Origin of the sequence: Anaerocolumna jejuensis DSM 15929 (assembly GCF_900142215.1) — a bacterium.
Taxonomy (GTDB): Bacteria; Bacillota; Clostridia; order Lachnospirales; family Lachnospiraceae; genus Anaerocolumna; species Anaerocolumna jejuensis.
This window is the reverse complement of the sequence record NZ_FRAC01000008.1, coordinates 371663-398662: the sequence shown is the minus strand read 5'-3', so window position 1 is coordinate 398662 and position 27000 is coordinate 371663. Positions and strand designations below refer to the sequence as shown.

The following is a 27000-nucleotide window of genomic DNA, read 5'->3' as shown; positions in this document are numbered from 1 at the left end:
TATGAAAAAAATATTGGTGGTTTTATTGGCAATCGTAATGTCTTTCAGTTTAATAGGATGCGCAAGTAAAAAGGTATCTGATGAGAAGGAACCAACAACCACAGGCTCAAAGGATAACGAGAAAGAGAAGGCTGACAAATTGGTGGTTGCTCTCAGGACCTTTGGGACAACTCCGGCGGATTTGAAAGATGTTCAGGAAAAAATCAACGAAATTACCCGTGAAAAAATCAATGCGGAAGTCGAACTGATGATTATACCCTCCGGTTCCTATAAGCAGCAGATGACTTTAATGCTGTCGGGGTCTGAACAGTTGGACGTTATGGGGGCTAATGCCAGTATCATACCATCTGCTTATGCAGGTGAGCAGATACGTCCTTTACAGGATTTACTGGATAAGTACGGACAGGGAATTAAAGAAACCCTAGGTGAGAATTTATTAAAGTGCGGTGAATTTGCCGGTGAGCTTTACACTATCCCTATCAAATGTGATTCAGCCAGCGGTATGGGCGGATTCATTCTGAGAAAAGATATTTGCGACAAGTATAATATCGATGCTTCGACGATTGACTCGTATGATAAGCTGACTAAAGTATTTGAAACTGTCCATAAAAGCGAGCCTGATATGACTATTTTATCTACCAGCAGCGTAGGGTATTCTTTTTTACAGTCTAATAGCCGCTGGGATAAGTTGGGGGATAATTTCGGAGTTTTAGCAGACAGCGGACAGAACCTGAAAGTTGTTGACCTTTTTGAAACAGAGGAATATAAGGAATATTTAAAGGTAGTTCGGGAGTGGTATGAGAAGGGATATATCAGCAAAGATATTACCAATGTAACAGAAGGCGGTGCGGCCCTGATGAAGGCAGGTAACCTGTTTGCATATAATACCGCCGGAAAACCGGGTATTAAAATCCAGGAAAAGAACTCATCCGGATATGATGTAGAATATTGCCAGGTTCTTCCTACCTTAACAGTAACAGGTAACATTTGGCAGTGGACAATTCCTCAAAACAGCAAATATCCTGAAAAAGCTATGCAGTTTATTAATCTTATGTATACGGATAAGGATATTATTAATTTAATGGCATACGGAATTAAAGATAAACACTATGTATTGAATAATGACGGTACAATTGATTATCCAAGTGGTGTAGATGCAAGTAACAGCGGTTACAACATGTCCAGTATGGTATGGTCCTTAGGAAATGAATTCAATGCCTATGTATGGAAAGGAAACGATCCTGATGTATGGAAGCAAACAGAGGAATGGAATAAAACAGGAGTATTTTCAAAGGCATATGGATTTGTATTTAATAATAATACTGTAGCCAATGAAATTGCGGCAGTACAAAATGTTTATGACCAGTATCGCATGAGTCTGGAATGCGGTGTAATAGCTCCTGATTCAGCTTTGGAAGAAATGAATAAAAAGCTTTATGATGTCGGATTGCAGAAAATAATAGATGAGAAACAGAAGCAGCTTGATAAATGGGCCGCAGATAACAATGTAAAATAAAAAATTGGGACAAGTAAGTTTGCAGGAAAGGTGGCAAATTAAGTGAAAAAGAAGTTATTAGGAAAACATTTGCCAATATACTTAATGGCACTTCCAGGATTATTATATCTTTTTATAAATAACTATATGCCTATGGGCGGCCTGGTTGTTGCTTTCAAGAATTTTAGTGCAAAAAAGGGTATTTGGGGAAGTGACTGGGTTGGTTTAAAGAATTTTACTTACTTATTTGCCGATGCATGGACGATTACCAGAAATACAATATTATATAACATTACATTTATTATTCTTGGTAATTTATTAGCAGTGACAATTGCAATTCTTTTGAGTGAAATTGCAAGCAAAAAAATGGGAAAGTTTTATCAGAGTGTTATTTTACTCCCGCATTTGATTTCATGGGTTATTATCAGTTATCTTGTATATGCATTTCTCAGTGCTGATTCTGGATTTATAAATAACACGATTTTAGGATTAGCAGGGAAAGACCCTATATCCTGGTATAATGAAGCGAAATACTGGCCGTTTATTATCGTTTTCGTATTTCTTTGGCAGAGTACCGGATATTCCAGTATTGTGTATTTTGCAACGGTAGTAGGATTCGATAAAGGATATTACGAAGCTGCTGAGCTGGAGGGAGCAGGTCCATGGAAAAAAATCCGTTATATAACTTTGCCATTATTAAAGCCGGTTATTATTACGATGGTAATGCTGGCGGTAGGAAGAATTTTTTATTCTGATTTTGGACTATTCTACCAGATACCAATGAATTCAGGGGCTGTTTATTCAACAACCAATGTTATTGATACATATGTCTACAGAGGTTTATTGCAGCAGGGAAATATCGGTATGAGTGCGGCAGCAGGCTTGTATCAATCTCTGGTTGGGTTTATTGTTGTAATGACAGCGAACTTATTAGTACGTAAGGCAGATAAAGAGAATGCATTCTTTTAGGAAGGGGTGAAGAATATAAAATCATCAAATACAAAACGTTTTAATATATTTGCAAACACATTTCTGATCCTCGCAGTCACTATTTGCCTTATTCCTCTGTTTTTATTAGTAATTTCTTCTTTCACAGAGAATAATACCCTGGTGCGTAACGGATATCAGTTTTGGCCGGAAAAATTCAGTCTGGCTGCTTACCAATATCTTTATCAAAGCAGCGGACTCATATTAAAAGCATATGGTATGTCCTTTTATATTACGATTATAGGTCTGTGTATAAGCCTGGTTGTCACAACTATGTTAGCCTATGCAATATCAAGACCGGACCTGCCCGGAAAAAGGATGCTTACATTCTATGTATTTTTTACTATGTTATTTAACGGTGGTCTTGTACCAACATATTTAATGTATACCGGTACATTTCATATTAAAAATACAATCTGGGCTCTTATCATACCGAATCTATTAGTAAGAGCATACTATGTCATGCTTATGAGGAGTTATTTTCAGACAAGCCTACCGGAAGAAGTCCTGGAAGCGGCAGCTATTGATGGTGCCAGTGAGATGCAGACCTTCCGCAAAATTGCAGTTCCTATGGCAAAGCCGATAATTGCAACAGTTGCCTTATTTACTATGATTTTATATTGGAATGATTGGCAGAATGGTCTGTATTACTTAACAACCAGAACCGATTTATTTACAATACAAAATCTCTTAAACCGTATGATTCAGGAAATTCAATTCCTGTCTTCAAATGTTTCGGCAGGCCAAAGCGTTGATTTATCCGGTATTCCTTCCGGAACAGTGCGTATGGCAATTGCGGTAATTGGTATTTTGCCAATCATAATTGTTTATCCCTTTATCCAGAATAACTTTGCGAAGGGAATAACCCTTGGTGCAGTAAAGGGCTAAGAAAATACAGGCTTCAAATTAATGAATTAAAAATGAGATAGTGCTGCCGCATTTTAGAATGCGACAGCTCTATTTCTATTAATACTGATGCATAAGCTGCTAGTCGAATGAGACTTTTTCAGCAGCCTCAGTCAGACAGAAGGAGTTTTAGATGAAAAAAATAATTGAAAGCTATCTGCAGGAAAACCATGACATGCTGATTCAGCTGATTAAAGAGCTGTGTAATATTCCAGCACCCAGCCATAAAGAAGAAAAGCGGGCGGAGTTTTGTAAAAAATGGCTTGAGGAACAGGGGGCTGAGGGAGTATTTATCGATGAAGCCCTCAATGTTATTTATCCCTATGAATGTGGGGAGGAAAGACCTGTAGTTATCTTTATGGCACATATGGATACCGTATTTCCCGATTTGGAACCAATGGGAATAAAAGAGGAGGATGGAAAACTTTTTTCTCCCGGGGTAGGCGATGATACGGCTAATGTGGCAATTTTGCTGATGATGGGAAGGTTTTTGGCTGCTAACAGGCCGAAATCAACCTGTGGCATTGTGATTTGCGCTAATTCCTGCGAAGAGGGTCTGGGAAATCTCAAAGGCTCCAAAGCCTTAGTCAAACGATATAAAGAGCGTCTGCTGCAGGTGGTTTCCTTTGATGGTTATACAAATGAAATCTGCAATTGTGCGGTGGGGTCCATGCGTTACCGAATCGAAATAAAGACGAAGGGCGGACATTCTTATTTTGATTTTGGAAATGAAAATGCAATTGTATCACTGGCGGAATTAGCGGAGCGCTTATATGAATATCAGGTGCCGGAGGATGGAAGTAAAACAACCTATAATGTAGGGATGATTCAGGGCGGGACTTCTGTGAATTCCATTGCCCAGCAGGCAGAAATGCTGTATGAAATCAGGTCGGACAACCGTGCAAGCATGCAGCAGGTACAGGCCTATTTTGAAAAGATGATAGAAGAATACAGACAGAGTGGAGTACAGGTTGCTGTAGAAGTAGTAGGAGAACGCCCCTGCGGTAATAAAGGGGAGGATAATATAGATCAGAAGAAACTGGAACAGTTATGCAAAAAGATCATTGAAAGCAGATCAGGTAGAGAGACAGGCTTTACCTCTGCCTCCACCGATTGTAATATTCCGTTTTCTTATGGTATACCTGCGGTAACAATAGGTTTATGCCTTGGAGGAAGCGCACATACAAAACAGGAATGGATTTTTATAGATAGTTTAAGACCGGGCTTTGCTATTGCAGCGGATTTGATACTGAATTATTGTGAGCAGTAATATATAGAAGTAAAACAGAATAACAGTAATGCAAAATAAAAGTAGTACAATATAACAGTAAAACAGAATAACAGTAAAACAGTAGTATGCGTTTATTGAGTTTACCAGATTACCCATAAGAATGAAAGGTGCAGGCTGCTATGATATACGAGAATGAAATGAAGAATATTTTATATCCGTTTAAAGGTGCAATCATGAAGGGAAATGCTGTATTCATGAACCATTGCCACCAGGAGGTGGAAATCATCGTTATTCGTTCCGGAAGGCTGAAGGTGAGCTGCGAAGAAGAATTTCTTATGCAGGCTGGAGATATATGTATCATACCACCATTTAGAAATCACAGCATTGCAAAGGGGTCGGAGGATTGTGAACGTCTGGTTATCCAGTTTGATTTAAAGATTATGGGAACCTGGACAAAGGATGAGGAAGACTGGATATGGATTCAGAATGAATTGAATAAGCTCGACATGTATAGCGGACACTGGGCAGCCGGTACAAGGGACAAAATCAGAGAAATTCTTGAGGCAATGTATGCGGAGTACTTAAAAAAGGATTATGTGTGGCATCTGTCCGTTAAAACCCTGGTAAACAGCCTTATACTTATTTCACTTCGGGAAATGTCCAGAGTGAAAGAGAAAAGCGTTAACAAGCAGTTATCCAAGATGAAGGATATTCTTGAATATGTAGCACTTCATTATTGTGAAGAAATCAAGCTGCAAAGCTGTGCGGATGCAGTAGGCTTTAATCCCTCCTATTTATCCCGTTTCTTCAGTGAGCGCATGGGGGTTACCTTTCAGGAATACATTAAGAAACTGCGCCTTGAGAAAGCAAAGTGGTTATTGCTGACTGAAAAAATGCTTATTACGGAAATCTGTTATAAATCAGGATTTCAGGATGTTAAGACCTTTAATAAGCTTTTTAAAAAAGAATATGGAGTGTGCCCTACGGTATTCCGAAAAAACGCAGAGCTTACAGAGTAAAGATTTGCGTATTGTGTGTAAAGGAAATGCATAGAGAAATTATATATATATGATTATAATGAAAATACAAGGTTTATTGAATAGATCAAGCATAAAGTTAAAACGTTGATCTATTTAAAAGCAGCTGCAGTTTGTAAACCGAAGGATATAATGTAAAAGAAAAGAAGAGAAGTGTAAAAGAAAAGTACTTTCAGACCCCATTATTTATGGCAGTACCGCAGACAGGTCTGCGGTATGCAATGGGAGCAAGAGTGAAAGAAAATAAAGAAAAAGAAAGGATGCCGTATAGTATTCTTTCACTCCATTTTATTAGCGGCAGTATCGCAGAATGGTCTGCTGGCCTGACTGCGGTATATAGGTGTAAAACATGGAATTAAAGGTAGGAATTCAGCTGTATTCCGTACGTGAGTTAATGAAAGAAGATCCAATCCGAACAATTGAACAGGTAGCTGAAGCCGGCTATAAATATATTGAAGTAGCAAATCATAATGCAATGGAAGATGATGGAGTGGGCTTTGGCGTAACTGCGGAGAAACTGAATGAGTTAATGAAAAAGTCCGGTTGTAAAGTAATCAGTGCCCACATTTTCCCTTTTAATGATGAAAATTATAAAAGGGTCATTGAATATAATCAGAAGATTGGAAACCACGTTCTCGTATATCCTATGGAGGTTTTTAAGGACAGGGATGATGTGCTGAAGAAAGCCGAATATTATGAAAAGATGGGATATATGGCGGCTCAGGAGGGAATGACCTTCCTTTATCATAATCATTATCAGGAGTTCCAGGAATTCAAAGGAGAACGGGTTTTGGATACCATAATAAAAAATACGGACCCCGGGCATGTCAACCTGGAGCTGGATACCTTTTGGACCCTTCGCGGAGGCCTGGACCCTATTGAAATGATGAAGCAGTACGGTACCCGTATCAAAATGCTGCATCAAAAGGATTTTTCCAGGGATACCTCCACGCCGGTTAATATGTTTGATGTGGTTGGAAAAGACTCTTATATTGACCGTGAAACTTTTGTAAAATACAAATGCAATGATGATTTTATTGAAATCGGTTATGGACGGATGGATATCCAGGGAATTATTGATACTGCCATTGAATTGGGCAGCATAGAATATATTCTTTTGGAACAGGATGCTACGAAACTGAACCAGCTGGATAGCATTAAGCGGAGTATGGAAGGATTCCGAAAATTCAAAGGGATTATTTGGGAGTGATGAAAGAAAAACCTGACACCCTTTGGGGAAAAGCATATATTTTGGTCTCCGTTGCTAATTTTTTCAGCTGGTTGAGCTACAATATGGTGACGCCTGTTTTGACCGGTTATCTGAAAACTCTGGGCGGAAGCGTATTTGTATGCGGTGTGGCTGCCGGTTTATTTGCTTTTACCTCCCTGCTTTCAAGACCGGTCAGCGGTCTTTTGGTGGACGCATTGAATAAAAAAAAGCTGCTGTATATATTCACCCTGCTTATGGGAGCTTCTTTATTCCTATATTCCATTATTCCAAGTATTCCTGTGATTTTATTGTTTCGAGGACTCCATGGTATTGCCTTTGGTATCTCCAGTACGGCCAGCCTTGTTCTGGTTAGTGAATGTGTTTCGGAAGCCAGAATCGGTGAAGCGGTCAGCTATTTCGGAATTATGTCCGTAGCCTCCATGGCAATCGGACCTGCTATTGGTATCTGGCTCAGTGATTCCTATGGATATCGTGTCTGTATGTTAGTGAGTACTGCTATGCTTTTTGTTGCTGCTTTTATAGCGGCCATGTTCCCCTATATACATAGAAAAAGCGAAATAGAGTTCCGAATAACAGACGTTTTTTCGGTGCCCCGGATTGTGGAGCAGAAGCTGATTGGTCTGAGTGGTGTAAATGCATCCTTTACTATGATGAACGGAATTGTCAGCACCTATCTTGTGGTATTTGCCGCTGAGAGAGGAATCCACGGCAGCAGCTGGCATTTTACCGTCAATGCTGTTGTATTAATCCTTACAAGAATACTAATGGCAAGGAAAATGAACCAATGGTCATTAAAGCAGAATTTATATCCGGCATTTATTTTTGGAATCGTTACACTGCTGCTGATAGGCTGGGCAAATAGTTTATTATTGCTGATAATAGCGGCGGCTGCCAAGGCAATGGCCCAGAGTATGTCACAGCCGGCCCTGCAGACAGAAGCCTTGAGAAGGGTAATACCGGAAAAAAGAGGTGTTGCATGCAGTACAATGTATATAGGCGGTGATTTGGGTCAGGCAGTCGGTCCCATACTTGGAGGCTTGCTTGCCCAGAGCTTCGGTTATGGAAATATGTTTTTCGCCAGTGTCATACCCCTTGTGTTTGCCTGTATATATTTTGTTATCTGGAGCAGAAGCAGCCGGTGATTTATTTTAGGTACTTAATTATATAAAGAGCAAAACTGTTGATGCGTTTATATTTACTAAGCGTTTCATAAACGGCTGAATAAAATTTGTGCCCAGTTTAAGGTAAAATATTCAGCAAAAACAGACTTCAATTCCTTTTTAACGTGAATTGAAGTCTGTTTTTTCTATTTTAGAAATTTACTTCATTGGATACATACCCTTTTGACGGCAGACTTAGGATTATTATTATTTTTAAATTTATAAAGTATGAGAAGTCTGGCATGACATTTTAAGAAATTCCTCCATCGCCCGTGTAATATACTTGGTGCTTTTATGATAAAAATAAATATTTCTGGCAGCGATGTCTTCCTCCAATTTATAATAAACAACCCGGTAATCGACCGGAACCTTTTTGATCAGGGTATCTGAAATAATAGTTATGCCCATGCCATAACATGCAACATGATAGGCAGTAACCTGCTGGTCCAGCTCCAATACAACATTCGGCGTTATCTGGGCTGCTTTAAATAACAGTTCCGAGCGTTCTCTTGTATCATTTCCGGAGCGCAGCAGCAGAAAGGGTTCTTCCTTAAATTCCTTTAAGGAAACAGAAGAAGTGGAGGATTCCAGATGCTTATTATTGACGATATCCTTTGCAGTTAACTGCTTATCGGTCAAACAGCTGTTGGAGCCAAAACCGGTTGGAACTGCAAGAATCAGATGCTCCAGGCAAAAATGGTGATGGCTGTAGATGGAATCCGGAAACTGGTAATTGTCAATTACCAGATCCAGATTTCCCGTAAAGAGTTGTTTTTCTAATAATTTTGTGTTTGCTTCTATGATATCCACATGAACGAGAGGATATTTCTTCATGAACATGGTAAGGAGGGGAGGCAGGATATAAGAGGAAAACAGATTGCTTCCGCCTATGGTAAGGTTCCCGGTACGAAGTTCGGATAAGTCATTGAGCTGATTCTGAAATTCGCCTTCCATGTCCAATATGCGTTCAATATATTGGATATATTTCTGTCCGCATTCGGTAAGCTGGATTGGATTGGTGCTGCGGTCAAAAATAGGCGAGCCAAGCCTCTGTTCTATTTTTTTTACGGTAGCACTTAAGGAAGGCTGTGAAATGTATAGGTTGGCTGCTGCCTTGGAAAAGCTCCTTGTCTTGTATACTTCATAAACATATTCCTTACCCTGAAACATAGGACTATCCTCCGTGTTATAAATAAAAATCTATAAGTAATATAAAGATATATATATTTGATTCTATGATAACTGAAAACTATAATAAAAGCAAGATAACATAAATCAAAGGAGAAAAGTTATGATGAAGCCGGACAAAAGGGAGAAAGTCAGAATGGAGCATGATTCCATCGGAACGAAGGAAATTCCATTGGATGTTTATTACGGGGTACAGACATTACGGGCAGCCGAAAATTTTTATATTACAGGTATGAACATGCATCCGGAATTAATAAAAAGTATTGCCCAGATAAAAAAGGGGGCGGCAATAACAAATTATGAAATAGGGCACCTGGATAAAAAAAGAGCCGATGCCATAGTGAAAGCCTGTGATGAAATCATAGCCGGTAAAATGCATGACCAGTTCATCGTTGATCCGATTCAGGGAGGAGCGGGAACCTCCTTAAACATGAATGCCAATGAAGTAATTGCCAACCGTGCCATAGAAATACTGGGCGGGGATAAAGGCAATTACGCAATTGTCAATCCAAATGACCATGTAAATTACGGCCAGTCAACGAATGACGTATTTCCCTCCTGCGGCAGAATGACTGCTTTAAAATTATTAAACAGGGCCCAGAAGCAGCTGGAGCGCTTATATGAAGCCTTGATAAAAAAGGCGGAAGAGTTTGACAATATCATTAAAATGGGAAGAACCCAGCTGCAGGATGCGGTGCCAATCCGCCTTGGGCAGGAATTCAAGGCATATAGCAGCGCAATCCGCCGGGATATTGTACGCTTTGAAAATGCAAAACAGGAGATGAGCAATTTAAATCTGGGAGGTACGGCCATTGGAACAGGCTTGAATGCAGATGTCCAGTATTGCCAAAAGGTAGTTAAAAATATCGCATTAATATCAGGCTTACCGGTGGTCCAGGCTTATGATTTAATTGATGCGACCCAGAACCTGGATGGATATACCTTTGTATCGGGAGCTGTAAAAGCCTGTGCCGTGAATTTATCCAAGATGTCCAATGATTTAAGGCTTATGTCCTCCGGTCCCAGAACGGGTCTTGGTGAAATCAATCTGCCTGAAAAGCAGAACGGCTCCTCCATTATGCCGGGAAAAGTGAATCCGGTAATTCCGGAGGTCGTAAATCAGGTGGCATTTAATATTATTGGCAATGATATGACAATAGCCATGGCAACGGAAGCCGGACAGCTGGAGCTGAATGCGTTTGAGCCAATCATATTCTATAACTTATTCCAGTCCATAGAAACCCTTGCTTACGCAGTCAGCACCCTGGTGGATAACTGTATTACCGGTATTACGGCAAATGTTGAACGCTGCCGGAGTATGGTGGATAACAGTGTAGGTATCATTACTGCGATTTGCCCCTTTGTTGGGTATGAGAAAGCAGCAGTCCTGGCAAAGGAAGCAATTAAGACCGGAGCTTCCATAAAGGATTTAATCTTAAGAGACGGCCTGCTTACAAAAGAGCAGCTGGATATTATTTTAAATCCCTATTCTATGACGGAGCCTGGAATTTCCGGGAAGGCATTATTGAACAACTTCTCTGAAAATACCCTTCAAGAAAAGGCGGGATTAAATTAAAAATACGTTGCATTTTAAATCTACTATTTAAGCAGTATCACAAGCAAGCTTGTGATAGGCACGGGAGGTAAAATGAATTATTTTGAAGAGGCTTTAAAAAGCCATGCCAAAACCAAAGGAAAAATATCGGTAGAAAGCAAAGTGAAGCTGGAAAACAGGGACGATTTAAGCATTGCCTATACACCGGGAGTGGCGGAGCCCTGCAGGGAAATACATAAGGATATCTCAAAGGTATATGAATACACCTCCAAAGGAAATATGGTAGCTGTGGTATCGGACGGTACAGCAGTCCTTGGCCTTGGCAATATCGGAGCAGCTGCCGCAATACCGGTCATGGAGGGAAAAGCAGTTTTATTTAAAAAGTTTGGTAATATCGATGCCATACCAATATGTCTGGATACTACGGACAAAGAAGAAATTATAAGGACCGTAAAGCTTCTGGCACCCTGTTTTGGCGGAATTAATCTGGAGGACATAAGCTCTCCCAAATGCTTTGAGATAGAAAAAAGGCTGGAGGAGGAAATGGACATTCCGGTGTTCCACGATGACCAGCATGGAACTGCTATTGTTGTGACAGCAGCTTTGATTAACGCTTTAAAAGTAGTGGATAAAAAGCTGGATGAAATCAAGCTGGTACTTAATGGACCGGGTGCCGCCGGAACAGCAATTATTAAGATGCTGCTGGCAGCAGGTGTGAAAAATATATCAGTGTGTGATGAATTTGGTATTCTATATCAGGGAAGGCCGGAGGGAATGGTAGAGCATAAAAGGGAGCTGGCGGTGCTTACCAATAAGGAGCAGAAAAAAGGTACTCTCAGCGATGCGGTAAAAGGAGCGGATGTATTTATCGGGGTATCCATAGGAGGAGCATTGACAAAGGAAATGGTAAAAAGCATGAATCAGGACGCCATCGTCTTTGCCATGGCAAATCCCAATCCGGAAATCACTTATGAGGATGCCTTAGAAGCTGGTGTCAGGGTCATGGGCACAGGCAGATCGGATTATCCGAACCAGATCAATAATGTCCTTGCTTTTCCTGGTGTCTTTAAAGGAGCATTACAGGCAAGAGCCAGAAATATAACCTATGATATGAAATTGGCAGCGGCAGTGGCAATTGCTGAACTGGTCTCCGAGAAGGAACTGAAGCCGGAGTACATAATACCATCGGTTTTTGATGAAAGAGTAGTGGAGCATGTGGCCAAAAAAGTAGCGGAAGCAGCTTCCTATTCCTGTAAAGGCCGCTTTCTTTTCGGGTAAAGATATGCGTAGGATTCCTAAAGAAAAGCCATAGAGAAGTTTAGTGGGATAAGGGATAATAATAGCATGAAATAGAAAGTACTCTAACAGTTAATTGATTCCATGGCTTATAACTTTACTGAGAGGTGGCAGAATGAAGAAATTAAAATTAGGCATAATCGGATATGGCTTTATGGGACAATGGCACAATAATCATGCCGGTACAATGGATGAGGTTGAAATAGTTGCTGTCTGTGATACGGATTCAAAGCAATTAGAAAAGGTGAAAGAAGGTATAAAGCGTTACAGCGATTACAAAGAGCTGTTATTAGATAATGAAGTAGATTGGGTAATGATTTCCGTACCAAATCATCTCCACAAAATGATTGCCATTGATGCTGCATATGCCAAAAAGAACATTATTGTAGAGAAGCCTTGTGCGCTTACCGTTGATGAATTTGACCAAATGTACGAAGCAGCACAGCAAAACGGAGTTATATTTACAGTGGACCAGAACAGACGCTGGGACCGTGATTACTCCATGGTTAAGCTGGCAGTCAGCGAGAATAAGCTTGGAAAGGTCTATATGGTCAAATCAAGCCTTTCCGGTGTTTTCGGAAAAATGCATGATTGGCATGTTTATAAGCAGTATGGCGGAGGAATGCTTTACGACTGGGGCGTGCATTTAATCGATCAGATATTGGATTTGATACCAGGTAAAATCACGCAGATATGTGCTGACATGAAAAGTGTGGTCAATGAAGAGGTGGATGATTATTTTAAGGTTATGCTGTATTTTGAAAGCGGACTGGCAGCAGAAATTGAGCTGGGGACCCTCCTCCTGAATAAAATGCCAAGATGGTATGTATCCGGAGACAGCGGAACCATGGTGGTGGAAAATATAAAAGCAGATACGGGGGCCATCTATCGTGCCGGTATTATGCAAAAGGCCTTACCGGAGAACGTTAAGAATTTAGATGCGGGTCCGACCAGAACTTTTTCGACCAAAGCGGAAGATGTTGTCTGCACCGAGGCTTTACCGGAAATAACGAGAAAACACAATGACTGGAATGATTTTTTCAGAAATCTTCTTGGATTTATAAATGAGACGGAGGAATTGATTGTAAGGCCGGAGCAGGTAAGAAGAGTATTACAGGTTATGGAAGCGGTAAGAAAATCTGCTGAGCTAAGAAAATCAGTGGATTTTGAGTAAATAATTTAAAACAAACGGAGGTAGCTATGAAAGACGGAAAAATACAAATTGGATTTATAGGATGCGGAGGAATTGCTTTTAACAAGCATTTTCCATCATTGAAGGATTTACCTGAGCTGTGCGAAATGGTCGCATTCTGCGATATCATCGAGGAGAGGGCAGTACAGGCAGCCAGGGAATTTGGTGTGGAGGGAGCGAAGGTCTATACGGATTATCATGAAATGCTTAAAAATTCGGAGGTGGATTTGGTCCATGTACTTACGCCCAATGTAGTTCATTGTCCCGCAACGGTCGCAGCATTTGAAGCAGGAAAGCATGTTATGTGTGAAAAGCCAATGGCCCATAATACGGAGGCGGCAAAAATGATGATGGACGCCTGGAAAAAATCCGGTAAAAAGTTCACCATTGGTTATCAGAACCGTTTCCGTCAGGAGGTTCAGGCGTTGTATAAATCATGCCAGGAAGGAGAATTGGGGGATATCTATTTTGCAAAAGCACATGCAATCCGCAGGCGCGCTGTTCCCACCTGGGGTGTATTCCCCAATAAGGCTCTTCAAGGCGGCGGACCATTAATTGATATTGGAACTCATGCCCTTGACATGACACTTTGGACAATGGATAATTATAAACCCAAATCAGCAACAGGTTCCGTATTTTATAAGCTGGGCCATCTGCCGGAAGCAGCAGAGAGTAATATTTTCGGACCCTGGGACCCTAAAACCTATGAAGTAGAGGATTCTGCCTTTGGTTACGTAAAGATGGAAAATGGGGCAACGATTTATCTGGAGAGCTCCTGGGCGCTGAATATGCTGGGGGCGAAAGAAGCAGCAACGACTCTGTGCGGGACAAAAGCCGGAGCCGAGATACGTTCGGGTATGAGTGTAACGGATAAAGAAGATAAATTAGTATATAACAGAGGTCATCACGGTAAGCTGACAGAAGAACATTTTTCACCGGGCGGAGCAGTTGCTTATTTCAGCGGGAAGAAAATGACCGAAGGGGTATTGGAAGCGAAGCAGTGGCTGGAGGCTATTAAAAATGACGGGGAGCCGCTGGTAAAGCCGGAGCAGGCTTTCGTAGTAACACAAATTTTAGATGCCATCTATCAGTCAGCCGCAACCGGGAAGGAAGTATTTTTTGAATAGTTCCTGCAAGAATATCATTGGGATAAGGAAACTTATTATTTTATAACACGAAATACCAATTTACATTTGAAAGGAAAGAGCTTTATGAAATTAGGATTTGTAAGTGCTATTCTGGGAGAGCTTTCTTTTGAAGAAATGATTGATTTTGCAGCAGATAATAAGCTTGAATGTGTGGAAGTCTGCTGCTGGCCTAAAGGAAAAGCAGTGCGCCGGTATGCGGGAGTTACCCATATCGATGCAGATACCCTGGATGAGGAAAAATGTGCCTGTATACAGAGGTATTTAAAGGAGAAGGGTGTGGAAATCTCCTCCCTTGCCTACTATCCCAATACCATGGAACCGGATAAGGAAAAAAGAGATATTTATATAGGGCATTTACACAAATTAATCGATGCATCCGCAAAATTAGGGATAAATATGGTAACAACTTTTATAGGCCGGGACAGTAAAAAGACCGTCAGTGAGAACCTGGAGCTTATAAAGGAAATATGGCCCCCTATTCTGGACCATGCAAAGGAAAAGGGTGTAAAGGTTGCAATTGAGAACTGTCCCATGCTGTTTACGGAGGATGAATGGCCTGGCGGTCAAAATTTAATGACAACTCCTGCTATATGGCGAAAAGTATTTAAAATACTGGATTATGACAATTTTGGACTGAACTATGATCCCTCCCATTTTGTATGGCAGCAGATAGACTATATCAAGCCCCTGTATGAATTTAAAGAAAAAATATTCCATGTACATTATAAGGATATTAAGATCTATAAAGAGAAGCTGGAGGATGTCGGAATCATGGCAACCTCCCTCCAGTATATGGCCCCCAAGCTTCCCGGATTGGGAGATGTGAACTGGGGTAAATATGTATCTGCGTTAACCGATATCGGATATCAGGGTTATACCTGTATCGAAGTAGAGGATAAAGCTTTTGAAAACTCCATCGAGGATGCCAAAAAAGCGGTGATTCTCAGCGCAGGGTATTTAAAGAATTTTATAGCATAATTAGATTCATTGGGACAAAGCTTTCAAACCAGGTACAATAAAATGATATTATCCTTGGATAGGTAAGAAAGAGGATGCCTCCCGGCAGGAGGCAATAGCCGGATGGAACTGCAAGAGTGCATTTATGCTGACACATGTCGAAGATTCATAGCGGCATTGAATATTTGGGAGATAGGAGCAATCGAAAGATTGCTCCTATTTTCAATTTTAACTGGCTTTACGGCGGAGGTACTCAACCGCCACCCTCTTGCCTTGTGTCCAAGGTCTTGATGTACAGCAGAGCGGCAACCTCCGGCGAGTAGAGGATGCCGATGAAGTAGTAATAGATGTCAAGCTGCCGGGTACGGTTCTTGCCAATGTCCACCCTTTGGTAATCATCATGTACCCTCGTGTCCTTAAAAGTTATGTTCTTGATTTAATCAGCAAAATTGTTCCCCAAATTCCGCCTAACAGCATAACCTCAAAAACTCCTAAAATGTGTATTGTATATGTAAATGAGAAATTCATTAAAAGTGCTGCCAAATGATTGATGCCCAGCAGCCAGCATAAAATTGTCGATTGTATCGTGAGCAGCTTCATCATTTCCACATTCTTTTTTACTAAGGTAAAAATAATTGCTGCAATGATACCGATATTCCACAATGCTATTTCCCGCTGCCATCCCAAAGCACTTCCCCAACTGGTAAATTGTTCTGCAAAGTTTGGCAGGCATACTTGCCAAACAACAGCACCACTGCAGGCAATGAGCATAAAAATCAGGTAAACGGTGTACTGCTTTGGTGTAGTTCTTAATTTTCTGCTATTCATTCTATCCCTCCTAAAATATGAAATTTATTTCATGTTTGTAGCATATACAAAACGCTGGGCTTTGTCAAGTGTAAACGTGAAAAATATTTCATGTTTAATTGCTTTTTTGTTTTCGGCATTGTATAATACTAATAAAGTAAAGGCAGGTGAGTGTAAAGGTGTCCGCCAATGAAATTCGCATCCCTAAGCAAAAACGTTCCATAGAAAAGAGAACTGCCATTATTAACGCCAGTTATGATTTGTTCTGCGAAAAAGGATACTATAGAACCAATACAGCAGAAATAGCAAAGGCCGCCGGTGTATCTACCGGGATAGTATATAGCTATTTTCATGACAAAAAAGACATCCTAAAAGAAGTGGTTGGTTTATATATTTTTCGGCTGGAAGAACAGTTCCGCCCAATATTTTGCTCAACTATTGACAGAGGGAATATTGCCGTAGTAATTGAAAAGTTCATTGACTTATCCATTGCATCACACACGATGAATGCAGCTGCGCACAATGAATTTTTAGCATTGGCATTACTTAATAACGACATACAAGTCCTCTTTAACCATTTTGAAAGCAAGATGCTAGAAACACTGTATGAAAAACTCGTAGCCGCTGGCTATTTAGGTGATTTACTGTTAGAGAGGCTTCGCATATGCTATGGTATCATTGAACAGCTATGCCATGAGCACATTCGATATAAGAGAAATGATGTGGAGCTTAGCAACATGAAGTCAATTGCCATATCCACAATTGTAGGGCTGCTTGATATGGCAATGGGTTAGAGTACTTATGTCTGTGTGCTAAATTGCTAACTTAACAGAACGGTATACTTCAAGCGTTATTGGCGAAATAAAATACTTCTTTTGCGTCCATGCGCTACCCCATGGGCTACCGCTGGTCCTGCCTTTAACAGTCAGGATACCGTCCAGCTCCTGATTTGTTAAAAAATGATTATCCTGAAACTTGGGATAATCATTTTTTATTGTTTATTTTTATAATTGATTGTTACTATAAACGTGAGTAACGCTGTGATGGATAATAGAAGCTTAACTTTAAAGATAAGAATAATCAAAAATGTGAACAAACAAAAAATAAAAGTATCCGAATAAAAATGCATAAAATTTCTTAAAGACTTGTTTTTATAAATCAGCTATTATAAAATAAAGGAACAAAGAAGCATAACAGAAAGGACAAGGACATGATAGCTATAATTGATTATGATGCAGGTAATTTAAAAAGTGTTGAGAAGGCTTTGCATTATCTTGGAGAAGATGCGGTAATAACAAGAAGCAGGGAAGAAATACTTGCAGCGGATAAGGTAATATTGCCCGGTGTCGGAGCCTTCGGAGAAGCCATGGAAAAGCTTGAAAATTACCACTTGGTGGATGTTATAAAGGAAACAGCAGCCAGCGGTAAGCCGTTCCTTGGTATCTGTCTTGGACTTCAGCTTATGTTTGATGAAAGCGATGAGGCACCGGGAGTTGCCGGCCTTGGAATTCTAAAGGGCAAAATTCTACGTATACCGGATAGCTTCGGACTTAAGATTCCTCATATGGGATGGAATTCCCTGACTATCAAAAAGGACAGGAAACTCTTTGCTTCAATTCCCGATCAGTCCTATGTATATTTTGTCCACTCCTATTACCTGAAAGCGGATAAGGAAGAGGAAGCAGCGGCTTCCACGGAGTATGGAGTTACAATACATGCGGCGGTGGAAAAGGACAATATTTTTGCCTGCCAGTTTCACCCGGAAAAGAGCGGTGAGGTAGGACTTAAAATACTTAAAAATTTCGCAGGACTATAGGAGGCAGCATATGTTTACAAAGAGGATTATTCCATGTCTGGATGTCCATAACGGGCGTGTTGTAAAGGGAATTAATTTTTTGAACCTAAGGGATGCAGGTGATCCGGTAGAAGTCGGAAAGGAATATGATAAGGCCGGCGCCGATGAACTGGTATTTTTAGATATCACGGCTTCCTCTGATGCAAGAGCTATTAAGCTTGATATGGTAAGAAGAGTGGCAGAGACAGTATTTATCCCCTTCACCGTAGGCGGGGGGATTCGAAGCATTGATGATTTTAAGGTCATATTAAGAGAAGGAGCGGATAAAATTGCAGTAAATACCGCTGCTATCTTAAATCCCACTCTGATATCCGAAGCGGCAGATAAGTTCGGGCGCCAATGCGTGGTTGTTGCAATTGATGCAAAAAAGCGGGAGGATGGCCTTGGCTGGAATATATATAAGAACGGCGGACGTGTGGATATGGGGATTGATGCGGTAGAGTGGGCAATGCAGGCAGACAGGCTTGGAGCCGGAGAGATTCTCCTTACCAGCATGGACTGTGACGGGACCAAGGATGGGTATGACCTGGAGCTTACCAGAACCATATCGGAAAATGTCTCCATTCCCGTGATAGCTTCCGGCGGTGCCGGTAAAAAGGAGCACTTTCTCGAGGCTTTTACTGAGGGGAAGGCGGATGCAGTCCTTGCAGCTTCTCTTTTTCATTACAAAGAACTTGAAATCAGGGATTTAAAGGATTATCTTAGTAGTAACGGGATTAGTGTAAGAAAGGATTAAATGATATGAGTGCAATAACAAATGACTGGTTGGAAGCAATCGGAGAAGAGTTTCACAAAGATTACTATGCAAAGCTTTATCGTTTTATAAAAGAAGAATACGGTAACCATATAATATATCCAAATGCAGATGACATTTTTAATGCTTTTCATCTGACACCCTTGAACAAGGTTAAGGTGGTCATTATTGGCCAGGACCCTTACCATAATGTGGGCCAGGCCCATGGCCTATGCTTTTCCGTGAAGCCGGATGTAGAAATTCCGCCCTCTTTGCTGAATATTTATAAAGAGCTTGAGGAGGATCTGGGGCTTCGGGTACCTAATAATGGATACCTGGTGAAGTGGGCCGAGCAGGGAGTGCTTCTTTTGAATACTGTGCTTACGGTGCGGGCTCATCAGGCCAATTCCCATCAGGGTCAAGGCTGGGAGGAATTCACCGATGCGGTGATCCATGCAGTAAATACCATTGACAGGCCTGTTGTATTCCTGCTCTGGGGAAGGCCTGCGGGAATGAAAAAGCCCATGCTTACCAATCCCAAACACCTTATCCTGGAGGCGCCTCATCCAAGTCCTCTTTCAGCCTATAGGGGATTTTTCGGCTGCAGGCACTTTAGCAAAGCCAATGATTTCCTGAAGGCTAATGGAATTACCCCTATTGACTGGCAGATTGAGGATGTTTCAATATAATCCTAAATACGTAAATTTGTGTAAATTGCCTGTGTTCCTTTTGAAGCAAGGCTTTTGTCACTCAAATCAAATTTTAATTAAAACTTATTACAACTTATATCAATACATACTTTTAGGCTAGATGCTGAATTCCCTCTTTTCATAGAAACGGTAGGTAAATACAGTAAAAATTACGGTCAGAAGAAGAGATATTATAACAATGACAAGACTTAAGCCGTTTCCGTTAAGAACTCTGCCGTAATCGAAGTATTTAAAGGGTGACAGGATATTTAAGATATTCAGCTCGCTCTTTAAATCTGTTACCCTGGCGATAAAGTAGGAAACAAGCAATATCCCGGCAGCTGCTGAGGAAGAAGTTCTCGGCTTTTTGACCAGAGCAGCAAGAAGGGTACCCAGAGAGAAGAATATAAGCTGCATAATAAGCATGGTTACCATAAACAGCAGGATGGTTATATTCATTTCCTTTCCGGTTTTAAATTGATTTACGGCTATGACAGAGGAAATGTAGGTCACTAGGTTTATAATAATAAGATTTACAATGGCAGCAGCATATTTTGCCGTAAGGATGCTCCTTCTGGATATTGGTTTTGCCATAAGGAATTCTGTGGTTTTATCCCTTTCCTCTTTTGAAACAATTCCGCAGCCCAGAAGTATTGCATGAATTGCCAGTGTAATGGAAAGATATATAAACAGGAAGGCATAAAAACCATCTATTGTAGTTACATTAAAGTTTGCAAAGCCAAACAGCGCCTTGACCAAATGGGGCATCTGGTTGAACACATCACTGTTATTGCCGGAGGTATAGGCGGTATATTTGCCCATTCCACTGATAACCAGCAGGAACATACAGATTGACCATATCAGGAGAGCTTTGCGGTTCGCTTTTAGTTCACGGAAAAAAACATTCATAATTTACCTCCTAATTTTGACGATAGCATCCTATCGTTACTAACTGACTGCATGAATATCTTTTTTGTTATAGACAACATAGCTTACAGCTATTGAGACAACAGTTATGATTAAACCGGTCAGGAGGTAGGGTATTTCATAACTTCCGTGGTTAATGATATAGGGTATCTCAAAATATTTAAAAGGTGAAAAATATCGTACAATTTCTGCATCAGCTCCGGAGGCCAGCAGGGAGCCCACCATGTACAGGGCTAAAGTTATTCCCAGTGACAAAGGCAATACGGATTTTAAGGTTTTAAAAAATACCGATACCACTAAGCCCAGAGAGAAGAATATTATCTGAATGAAGAGCAAAGTGATATTTATCAGGAAAAATAACTTAAAATCCAGATTTCCTGTGTTTACTGCATTGGCAAGAAGGAAAGAAGCAAGAAAAAATACGGCGTTGGTCAGCAGCAGGGACGTAAGGGAAGCCAGGATTTTAGAGCTTGTTATGGCGGTTCTGGAAACCGGCTTAACCAGCAGAAAATCGGCAGTCCGCTCTCTGGATTCTTTGGACAGCATGGAAAGTCCAAGATTCATAGCCTGAATGGCACCGCCTAAAAGGATAAAGGCAAAAATCATGGAATAGAATCCAAAAAGGGTTGCAATGGAGTCAAGCTGGATGCCGAGCATATCTCTGATTGCCTGAGGATAGCCGCTAAGAAGGTTCTTAAAGTCCGCTGCATCTTTTGCAATACTGGGAAACAGGCTTAAATAAATAGCTGCCAGCGCGAACAGGGAACAAGTCCATATAATGGTATTTTTTCGCAGGCTTTTTAATTCAAAGAGAAAGATATTCATAATCTAATCCTCCTTTGCGTAATAATGCATAAAGATTTCTTCCAGGTCCGGTTCGCTGATGGAAATATTGCGAAGGTTGATTTCTGCTGCTTTCTTTACGATATCATTAATGTTGCCTTTAAAGATGAAATCGGCTTTTCCTTCTTCCAGCTTTAAATCGCTGATACCAGGTACCTTGAACAGGCTGTCGGAGAGACCGGATTTTGCCTCCAGATGAATTCTTTTGTAGCTGTTTTCCTGAAGGGAGCTTATTTTCTCCAGCCGAATAATCCTACCGTCCTTTATAAAGGCAACACGGCTGCACAATCTCTGTACCTCGCTTAGAATATGGGAGGAAAAGAATATGGTGGCTCCTTTTTTATTTTCCTGTTCAATAAGCTCAAAGAATTTCTGCTGCATCAATGGGTCCAGCCCGCTGGTAGGTTCATCCAATATGATGAGCTTTGGTTCATGGAGAAGTCCCTGGACAATTCCCACCTTTTTCTTATTGCCAAAGGATAGGTCCTCTATTTTTTTCTTCAAATCCAGATCCATTGTTTCTGCAAGCTCCTTTATGCGGGCGGTGCAGTCCTTTCCATAGAAGCTGGCGGAGTATTTTAACAGGTCAATGACCCTCATATTATCATAATAAAATACCTCTGACGGCAGGTAACCCAAATCCTTTCTGACACTTGGGTCTTCTATGCAGCTCTTTCCGAAAATGGTTGCAGTTCCATTTGTCGGATGAATAAGTCCTAATAAAGTACGGATGGTAGTAGATTTGCCGGCACCGTTAGGACCAATGAAGCCAAATACTTCCCCCTGCTCCACATTCAGCGTAACATCTGTAATTCCTCTGGCACTTCCATAGCTTTTTGTCAAGTTTTTAATCTCAATAACATTCATAAAAGTTCCTCCAATAAGAGATTTTAATTTATAAATACTATCATTTGGCATACCACAAGAGTTCCATAACTTATGGGTCTTTATATAAATTCTCTTTTAACAGCCTCAGGCATTTATAGAATTCATTGCACATTGCTTCAATATCTTCATCGGTTTTGAGGGCCGAACCACTGCTGAATCCTTCCGCAATCCACACCAGCATTTTCAGAACAAGAGCTACATCAACGTTATCCTTGAATCTGGAGGTATCAAGGCCGTCAAAGGTAAGATGTTTTCTGAATTCATCGCCCTCAGCCAGAAGGGCTTCAATATCCTCCCTTACCTCCTCGTCCTTTTCATAATACATGCCGGTCAGAAAGGCTGGGATTGCCGTATATTTTTTCATGGCGGCAATCTTGATGTCAGAGCTTAGGATAATGCGATCAAAAAAATCAGTTACCGTGCTGTCAAAATTCTTTTTTATTTCTTTTGTTATGATATCACTGCATAATCTGATAAGGTACAGGTACAACCCTTTTTTTGTTCCGAAATAGTGGAAAACCATGGCCTTTGATATACCGGCTGCCAAAGCAATGTCACTAACGGAAGCTTTTTTATAGCCGTTTGCGGCAAAGACTTTAAGGGCTCCATCTATGATGGTTTTTTGCTTTTTCTCCGGCAGATTTTCGAATTTTTCCAAGATGTTCACCTCCTTTTTTGATGTAAACCGATTCGGTCGATGCTATTATAACTCCGTCGACCGATTCGGTCAATAAGAATATTTAAAATATTAAAAATTTTCAACTTGACAAACAGGGTAAACGTAAATATAATATATACAATTTCATAAATCTTAAAAGCAATGATAAGAAGAAGTAATAATCGGTAATCCAAACAGAAAGCAGCCGGGAGATGAGAGGCGTATGGCAGTCTGGTTATGAATACATCTTTGAGCTGCGCACCGAACAGTATTTAAGTAGGCTGCGACGTAACCTGCACACGTTATAGTGCTAGAGTATAACCCATATTAATGGAGTACTTGAAGAGGTAAGCAATGCGAATTGTTTATAAAGAACAGGTGGTAACACGGGATATATGCTCCCGTCCTTTCAGCAGAAGGACGGGGGCTTTTTTTATTTTATAAAAGGTTCTGCTTACAAGCAGGAAATTTATGAAATAAAATGACAGAAAAACAGGTGTACTGCGAAAAGGCCAAAGAATGCGTGCTTATCTCATAAATGTATGAGACCCATAAATGAATGAGAAAGGACAAAAAGAAAATGAAAACCGTAGAAGAGCAGATGAAGATTATTGCCAAGGGAGCAAAGGAAATTGTAGGAGAGGAGGAATTAAGGAATAAACTAACGAGAGCAATTGCTGAAAACAGGGGACTCACCATAAAGCTGGGACTTGATCCCAGTGCCCCGGATATTCACCTGGGACACAGCGTTGTGCTTCGTAAAATACGTCAGATGCAGGAGCTAGGCCACAGAGCGGTTATTGTAATCGGAGATTTTACCGGGAGAATCGGAGACCCTACGGGAAAATCAAAGGGCCGGGCAGCCCTCAGTGAAGAGCAGGTGAAGGAGAATGCCAGGACCTATACGGAGCAGATTTTTGAAATCGTGGATAAAGAAAAGACGGAAGTGGTATTTAACAGCAGCTGGCTGAAGCAGCTGAATTTTGAAGAAGTCATAAGGCTGGCAGCTTCCGTTACCGTTGCCAGAATATTGGAAAGGGATGATTTCTCTGACAGATATAAAAACAATATTCCCATCGGCCTTCATGAATTCTTTTATCCCCTGATGCAGGCCTATGATTCGGTGGCTCTGAAAGCAGATATTGAAATCGGAGGAACCGATCAGACCTTTAACATACTGATGGGGCGAAGCCTTCAAAAGTGGATGGGGATGGAGGCTCAGGCAGCGGTATTCATGCCGATTCTGGAAGGACTTGACGGAGTAGAGAAGATGAGTAAGAGCCTTGGTAATTACATCGGTATCCATGAGCCGGCCACTGTCATGTTCAAAAAGGTGATGGAGGTGCCGGATTCCCTGATTATCCGGTACTATGAGCTTGTTACGGATGAGCATCCCGATAGGGTGGCAGGGCTTAAGAAGGAATTGGAGGAAGGACGAAATCCCAGAGATGTAAAGTATGAGCTGGCAAGAATTATCACCGGCCTGTACCATAAGGAGGAGGCAGAGGAGGCTGAGAAATATTACAGGGAAGCCTTTATGAAAAAAGGGATTCCGGCAGCCATACCGGAACTGGTAATCGACCTGGATAAGGATACCCTTGGGGGAATTATCCCAAAGCTGATTGAGGAAAAATATGTTCCAAGCGGCAGTGAATTCAGAAGGCTTTTGTCCCAGGGAGGAATATCCCTGAACGGAGAGGTCCTTTCCCTGGAGGAACTGGACAGTGTGCTGGTCTGCGGTGATGTCATGAAAATCGGTAAGAAGAAATTTGCTAAGATTATTAAATAAAGTCTCTTTTTTCTGTGAGGCTTTAGGCAAAACAGTTATGAAAACGACCTCAAAACATCAATTTAGGTGCTGAGAGGTTGTTTTTATTGAGTCGCTGTTTGCCTAATTTAGCTGACGACAAAAGTACATAAGAACCCAGCCTGGCACTTTTATATTTACTCACCTTGTGACAACCGTGGAAATAGCTGCAAAGCATTTGCGTAATTAATACGCCGACGCTGTTCTTCAGTGAGCAAATCCGTATTTTTCAAAGCCTCTTCTAGTTTCATACATGCGGGCAAAGACGTATATGGAAAATCACTGCCATATAAGAAATGATCAGCATCAGCAAGCTGCATCATTGCCGGAAGCTGCCTTGGCAGGCAGACGCCGGCGACATCATAGTAAAGTATTCTTAAATCGGAGTAAACATCTATGCTATTATTTTCAATATGACCATTAAAGATTGAAGGCATCATCTGAATGGCCGCCGCAAGTCTGTCTGCAAGTATCGGCAAAAATGCTCCGGCATGGGGTATGACAAATTTAATATCTGCGAAGCGGGTAACGGTACCCTTTAGTATCATATTAGCGACAGTTCGTGACGTATCAAAGAAAAACTCCATTATGGGGATCGGCAATTCTTCGACGACATCAGCGGGGATGCTGCCGGGCTTATTGGGATGAATGGCAACAACGGATTTATATTTGTTCAGTTCTTCCAGTATTGGATCCAAGCGTTCATTACCCAGATATACTCCGCGGGTGTTGGAAGGCAGTGAGAACCCATCGGCATGCAGGACATCCATCGCGTATCGAATTTCTGCAATGCTGCTTTCCACATCAGGCAGTGGCAGGGATGCAAGCAAGCCGAAACGCCTGGGGTACTTTCTTACAAGTTCCGCTCCGTATTCATTCGCATCACGGGCTAATGCTTTTGCGGCATTTTTATCTCCGAAGTTAATATGTGGAGATGATAAAGAAAGCATAGATGCAGTTATATTAAGACACTCCATAGCTTCCAGATGTTCTTCAGAACTCCACGCTGGGGTCGGAAATCCATCGGGATTTTTTTCACCACATTCCAACAGTGCTTTCTTATATGCCCCTGGTATGTAATGCGCATGAAGGTCAATCTTGTGTGTATCATTCTTTTCCACAGGATTCATTGTATACACTCCTCTGTTTACGATTATGGCTTGTTGTTTCTGCGCTAGCCAAGTTAATGATTAAAGGTTTCCCTTAATTTTTTACATACCAAGTCGATACTAAGTGGTGAATATAAATTTGAGAAATCTGTTTTTAGCAATTCATTGAAAACTGGATTTAATGGCATAGGATAGCCTTCTCTCGTTAAATATTTATTAGTTAACTAATAACTCAATTATAGTTATATTTGTTGAAAATGTCAACTATAACAGATGCTATAGTTTGTGCTTTTATCTTTGACATTTTGTTCGATTTAGCTATTTGTTTATCAGCATACCCATTTTGATTTACAGATTCAGAAACTGATTCAATTGACAATAGAATTGATTATGATTATAATATGGTTGAAAGATTCAATTATTATAGAGGCTTATGATATCTTATCGTAGTGGTGCCGGATACCAGTATCTTCTATATTCCCCATATGGGCACAATCAAATTCTGGCTGTCAAATGCCGACAATCTATCCGTCGTACAAAGCACCGCTCCCGTTCCACGTTCTAAGGACGCTTTATCAATTACCCCAAACACTCGAGTAAGCTGGCTTTGCGGAGTTGCGGTTTTCTTGATTTCCATGGGGTATAACTTACCGCTGTCCTCCAGCAGAATGTCTATCTCCTTGGTATCCTTATCCCGATAGTAATAAATGTAAGCTTCTCGGCCACAGTTCTGATAGCTTTTGACAATTTCAGATACCACAAAATTCTCAAGAATCGCGCCGCTCATGGCACCATTCATCAGAGTATTGCTGTCGCTCCATTTGGTCAGGTATGCCACCAAACCACTGTCATAGAAATAAAGTTTTGGTTTCGTTACCATCCGTTTAAGCATATTGTTGGAATAGGGATGGAGATAAAACACAATGCCCAGTCTCTCTAAAATTCCGAGCCAGTTTTTAGCGGTAACTTGATCAATTCCGGCAGCATCAGAGATGGTCTTATAATTCATCATCTGCCCGCACAGGGCGGCGGCGGATGTGATGAAATCCATAAATCTAAGTGAATCAATAGCACCGGATATCTCTTTATAATTTATACCACTAAAAAGAGTGCCCAACTCTGCAATGCCGAGAGCCCCTTTCGAAATGGGAGAATATAAAAATTGGTACGCAAAAACCCAGTGAAACCGGTGCTTTTGCGTACCATTATCTTCCATTATCGTTTCGCGTGTTTTGTCAAATACCTAAAAGGGGAATCCCTTTGGAATGAGAAATACCAATTCTAAGCAATATGAAATAAAT

Annotated in this window: 25 protein-coding genes and 1 other annotated feature; of the genes, 17 read left to right on the top strand and 8 right to left on the bottom strand. The window is 40.9% G+C overall.

All coding sequences use genetic code 11. The annotated features are described in order from the left end of the window. The first annotated feature begins 1 nt into the window (after position 1). From BUB77_RS07915 to BUB77_RS07885, 7 genes are all read left to right on the top strand, one after another. Positions 2–1516 (top strand): ABC transporter substrate-binding protein, encoded by a 1515-nt coding sequence (locus BUB77_RS07915; RefSeq protein WP_073274525.1) that lies wholly within the window; start codon positions 2–4, stop codon positions 1514–1516. Between the two features lie 42 nt (positions 1517–1558). Further along, positions 1559–2464, top strand: a complete 906-nt coding sequence (locus tag BUB77_RS07910; RefSeq protein WP_073274523.1) for an ABC transporter permease — start codon at positions 1559–1561, stop codon at positions 2462–2464. 6 nt (positions 2465–2470) lie between these two features. Further along, positions 2471–3370, top strand: coding sequence for a carbohydrate ABC transporter permease (locus BUB77_RS07905; protein ID WP_330392522.1), 900 nt, complete (start codon positions 2471–2473; stop codon positions 3368–3370). 151 nt (positions 3371–3521) lie between these two features. Next, on the top strand, positions 3522–4658 hold the full coding sequence (locus BUB77_RS07900) for a M20/M25/M40 family metallo-hydrolase (RefSeq protein ID WP_073274521.1): 1137 nt from the start codon (positions 3522–3524) through the stop codon (positions 4656–4658). A gap of 140 nt (positions 4659–4798) precedes the next feature. Continuing rightward, on the top strand, positions 4799–5638 hold the full coding sequence (locus tag BUB77_RS07895) for an AraC family transcriptional regulator (protein ID WP_073274519.1): 840 nt from the start codon (positions 4799–4801) through the stop codon (positions 5636–5638). 367 nt (positions 5639–6005) lie between these two features. Continuing rightward, the gene (locus BUB77_RS07890) at positions 6006–6866 is read left to right on the top strand and encodes a sugar phosphate isomerase/epimerase family protein (protein ID WP_073274517.1); all 861 of its coding nucleotides are present in this window, start codon (positions 6006–6008) and stop codon (positions 6864–6866) included. Beyond that, positions 6866–8029, top strand: coding sequence for an MFS transporter (locus tag BUB77_RS07885; protein WP_073274515.1), 1164 nt, complete (start codon positions 6866–6868; stop codon positions 8027–8029). The genes BUB77_RS07890 and BUB77_RS07885 overlap by 1 nt, the downstream gene beginning before the upstream one ends. A 237-nt stretch (positions 8030–8266) precedes the next feature. Here the strand turns inward: BUB77_RS07885 and BUB77_RS07880 are convergent, their stop codons facing one another. Then, positions 8267–9217 carry a LysR family transcriptional regulator gene (locus BUB77_RS07880; protein ID WP_073274513.1) on the bottom strand — a complete coding sequence of 317 codons (951 nt, stop codon included), beginning with the start codon at positions 9215–9217 and terminating at the stop codon, positions 8267–8269. Positions 9218–9338: 121 nt separating this feature from the next. On the opposite strand from BUB77_RS07880, the gene aspA reads away from it, so the two are divergent. The 5 genes from aspA (at position 9339) to BUB77_RS07855 (ending at position 15404) form a co-directional block, all read left to right on the top strand. Next, complete coding sequence (aspA, locus tag BUB77_RS07875) at positions 9339–10811, top strand: aspartate ammonia-lyase (protein WP_073274511.1); 1473 nt, start codon at positions 9339–9341, stop codon at positions 10809–10811. Between the two features lie 72 nt (positions 10812–10883). Further along, a complete protein-coding gene (locus tag BUB77_RS07870; protein WP_073274509.1) occupies positions 10884–12068 on the top strand; it encodes an NAD(P)-dependent malic enzyme in 1185 nt (394 codons plus the stop codon). Between the two features lie 133 nt (positions 12069–12201). After that, the gene (locus tag BUB77_RS07865; protein WP_073274508.1) at positions 12202–13260 is read left to right on the top strand and encodes a Gfo/Idh/MocA family protein; all 1059 of its coding nucleotides are present in this window, start codon (positions 12202–12204) and stop codon (positions 13258–13260) included. Positions 13261–13286: 26 nt separating this feature from the next. Then, complete coding sequence (locus BUB77_RS07860) at positions 13287–14405, top strand: Gfo/Idh/MocA family protein (RefSeq protein WP_073274506.1); 1119 nt, start codon at positions 13287–13289, stop codon at positions 14403–14405. 84 nt (positions 14406–14489) lie between these two features. Further along, on the top strand, positions 14490–15404 hold the full coding sequence (locus tag BUB77_RS07855; RefSeq protein WP_073274504.1) for a sugar phosphate isomerase/epimerase family protein: 915 nt from the start codon (positions 14490–14492) through the stop codon (positions 15402–15404). Between the two features lie 402 nt (positions 15405–15806). Here the strand turns inward: BUB77_RS07855 and BUB77_RS07850 are convergent, their stop codons facing one another. Then, entirely contained in the window at positions 15807–16211 is a 405-nt protein-coding gene (locus BUB77_RS07850) for a hypothetical protein (RefSeq protein ID WP_073274502.1), read from the bottom strand. A gap of 158 nt (positions 16212–16369) precedes the next feature. On the opposite strand from BUB77_RS07850, the gene BUB77_RS07845 reads away from it, so the two are divergent. From BUB77_RS07845 to BUB77_RS07830, 4 genes are all read left to right on the top strand, one after another. Further along, positions 16370–16984: a TetR/AcrR family transcriptional regulator gene (locus BUB77_RS07845; protein WP_073274500.1), complete on the top strand. Its 615-nt coding sequence runs from the start codon at positions 16370–16372 to the stop codon at positions 16982–16984. Positions 16985–17400: 416 nt separating this feature from the next. Then, the gene (gene hisH, locus BUB77_RS07840) at positions 17401–18006 is read left to right on the top strand and encodes an imidazole glycerol phosphate synthase subunit HisH (protein ID WP_073274498.1); all 606 of its coding nucleotides are present in this window, start codon (positions 17401–17403) and stop codon (positions 18004–18006) included. 10 nt (positions 18007–18016) lie between these two features. Further along, positions 18017–18781, top strand: a complete 765-nt coding sequence (gene hisF, locus BUB77_RS07835; RefSeq protein WP_073274497.1) for an imidazole glycerol phosphate synthase subunit HisF — start codon at positions 18017–18019, stop codon at positions 18779–18781. A 5-nt stretch (positions 18782–18786) separates the two neighbouring features. Continuing rightward, positions 18787–19467 carry a uracil-DNA glycosylase gene (locus BUB77_RS07830; RefSeq protein WP_073274495.1) on the top strand — a complete coding sequence of 227 codons (681 nt, stop codon included), beginning with the start codon at positions 18787–18789 and terminating at the stop codon, positions 19465–19467. Between the two features lie 117 nt (positions 19468–19584). On the opposite strand, the gene BUB77_RS07825 is transcribed toward BUB77_RS07830, so the two are convergent. The 4 genes from BUB77_RS07825 to BUB77_RS07810 all read right to left on the bottom strand — a co-directional run bounded on the left by BUB77_RS07825 (position 19585) and on the right by BUB77_RS07810 (position 22783). Further along, entirely contained in the window at positions 19585–20376 is a 792-nt protein-coding gene (locus BUB77_RS07825) for an ABC transporter permease subunit (RefSeq protein ID WP_073274494.1), read from the bottom strand. A gap of 39 nt (positions 20377–20415) precedes the next feature. Further along, positions 20416–21219 (bottom strand): ABC transporter permease subunit, encoded by an 804-nt coding sequence (locus BUB77_RS07820; RefSeq protein WP_073274492.1) that lies wholly within the window; start codon positions 21217–21219, stop codon positions 20416–20418. Between the two features lie 3 nt (positions 21220–21222). After that, the gene (locus BUB77_RS07815) at positions 21223–22104 is read right to left on the bottom strand and encodes an ABC transporter ATP-binding protein (protein ID WP_073274490.1); all 882 of its coding nucleotides are present in this window, start codon (positions 22102–22104) and stop codon (positions 21223–21225) included. A 70-nt stretch (positions 22105–22174) separates the two neighbouring features. After that, positions 22175–22783 (bottom strand): TetR/AcrR family transcriptional regulator, encoded by a 609-nt coding sequence (locus tag BUB77_RS07810; RefSeq protein WP_073274488.1) that lies wholly within the window; start codon positions 22781–22783, stop codon positions 22175–22177. Between the two features lie 153 nt (positions 22784–22936). Then, positions 22937–23195: a binding site (T-box leader), on the top strand. Positions 23196–23342: 147 nt separating this feature from the next. Here BUB77_RS07810 and tyrS point away from each other — a divergent pair. Then, complete coding sequence (tyrS, locus tag BUB77_RS07805) at positions 23343–24572, top strand: tyrosine--tRNA ligase (protein ID WP_330392521.1); 1230 nt, start codon at positions 23343–23345, stop codon at positions 24570–24572. Positions 24573–24727: 155 nt separating this feature from the next. On the opposite strand, the gene BUB77_RS07800 is transcribed toward tyrS, so the two are convergent. Both BUB77_RS07800 and BUB77_RS07795 read right to left on the bottom strand, forming a co-directional pair. Next, the gene (locus BUB77_RS07800; RefSeq protein ID WP_073274486.1) at positions 24728–25720 is read right to left on the bottom strand and encodes an amidohydrolase family protein; all 993 of its coding nucleotides are present in this window, start codon (positions 25718–25720) and stop codon (positions 24728–24730) included. Positions 25721–26171: 451 nt separating this feature from the next. Then, the gene (locus tag BUB77_RS07795) at positions 26172–26915 is read right to left on the bottom strand and encodes a DUF4143 domain-containing protein (protein ID WP_330392520.1); all 744 of its coding nucleotides are present in this window, start codon (positions 26913–26915) and stop codon (positions 26172–26174) included. Positions 26916–27000 lie beyond the last annotated feature (85 nt).

What these genes read in the sequence shown, in the direction of transcription:
- BUB77_RS07915 (WP_073274525.1), top strand. Translation starts at nt 2, where the DNA reads ATGAAAAAAATATTGGTGGTTTTATTGGCAATCGTAATGTCTTTCAGT.
- BUB77_RS07900 (WP_073274521.1), top strand. Translation starts at nt 3,522, where the DNA reads ATGAAAAAAATAATTGAAAGCTATCTGCAGGAAAACCATGACATGCTG.
- BUB77_RS07895 (WP_073274519.1), top strand. Translation starts at nt 4,799, where the DNA reads ATGATATACGAGAATGAAATGAAGAATATTTTATATCCGTTTAAAGGT.
- BUB77_RS07890 (WP_073274517.1), top strand. Translation starts at nt 6,006, where the DNA reads ATGGAATTAAAGGTAGGAATTCAGCTGTATTCCGTACGTGAGTTAATG.
- BUB77_RS07885 (WP_073274515.1), top strand. Translation starts at nt 6,866, where the DNA reads ATGAAAGAAAAACCTGACACCCTTTGGGGAAAAGCATATATTTTGGTC.
- BUB77_RS07880 (WP_073274513.1), bottom strand. Translation starts at nt 9,217, where the DNA reads ATGTTTCAGGGTAAGGAATATGTTTATGAAGTATACAAGACAAGGAGC.
- aspA (WP_073274511.1), top strand. Translation starts at nt 9,339, where the DNA reads ATGATGAAGCCGGACAAAAGGGAGAAAGTCAGAATGGAGCATGATTCC.
- BUB77_RS07870 (WP_073274509.1), top strand. Translation starts at nt 10,884, where the DNA reads ATGAATTATTTTGAAGAGGCTTTAAAAAGCCATGCCAAAACCAAAGGA.
- BUB77_RS07865 (WP_073274508.1), top strand. Translation starts at nt 12,202, where the DNA reads ATGAAGAAATTAAAATTAGGCATAATCGGATATGGCTTTATGGGACAA.
- BUB77_RS07860 (WP_073274506.1), top strand. Translation starts at nt 13,287, where the DNA reads ATGAAAGACGGAAAAATACAAATTGGATTTATAGGATGCGGAGGAATT.
- BUB77_RS07855 (WP_073274504.1), top strand. Translation starts at nt 14,490, where the DNA reads ATGAAATTAGGATTTGTAAGTGCTATTCTGGGAGAGCTTTCTTTTGAA.
- BUB77_RS07850 (WP_073274502.1), bottom strand. Translation starts at nt 16,211, where the DNA reads ATGAATAGCAGAAAATTAAGAACTACACCAAAGCAGTACACCGTTTAC.
- hisH (WP_073274498.1), top strand. Translation starts at nt 17,401, where the DNA reads ATGATAGCTATAATTGATTATGATGCAGGTAATTTAAAAAGTGTTGAG.
- hisF (WP_073274497.1), top strand. Translation starts at nt 18,017, where the DNA reads ATGTTTACAAAGAGGATTATTCCATGTCTGGATGTCCATAACGGGCGT.
- BUB77_RS07830 (WP_073274495.1), top strand. Translation starts at nt 18,787, where the DNA reads ATGAGTGCAATAACAAATGACTGGTTGGAAGCAATCGGAGAAGAGTTT.
- BUB77_RS07825 (WP_073274494.1), bottom strand. Translation starts at nt 20,376, where the DNA reads ATGAATGTTTTTTTCCGTGAACTAAAAGCGAACCGCAAAGCTCTCCTG.
- BUB77_RS07820 (WP_073274492.1), bottom strand. Translation starts at nt 21,219, where the DNA reads ATGAATATCTTTCTCTTTGAATTAAAAAGCCTGCGAAAAAATACCATT.
- BUB77_RS07815 (WP_073274490.1), bottom strand. Translation starts at nt 22,104, where the DNA reads ATGAATGTTATTGAGATTAAAAACTTGACAAAAAGCTATGGAAGTGCC.
- tyrS (WP_330392521.1), top strand. Translation starts at nt 23,343, where the DNA reads ATGAGAAAGGACAAAAAGAAAATGAAAACCGTAGAAGAGCAGATGAAG.
- BUB77_RS07800 (WP_073274486.1), bottom strand. Translation starts at nt 25,720, where the DNA reads ATGAATCCTGTGGAAAAGAATGATACACACAAGATTGACCTTCATGCG.
- BUB77_RS07795 (WP_330392520.1), bottom strand. Translation starts at nt 26,915, where the DNA reads ATGGAAGATAATGGTACGCAAAAGCACCGGTTTCACTGGGTTTTTGCG.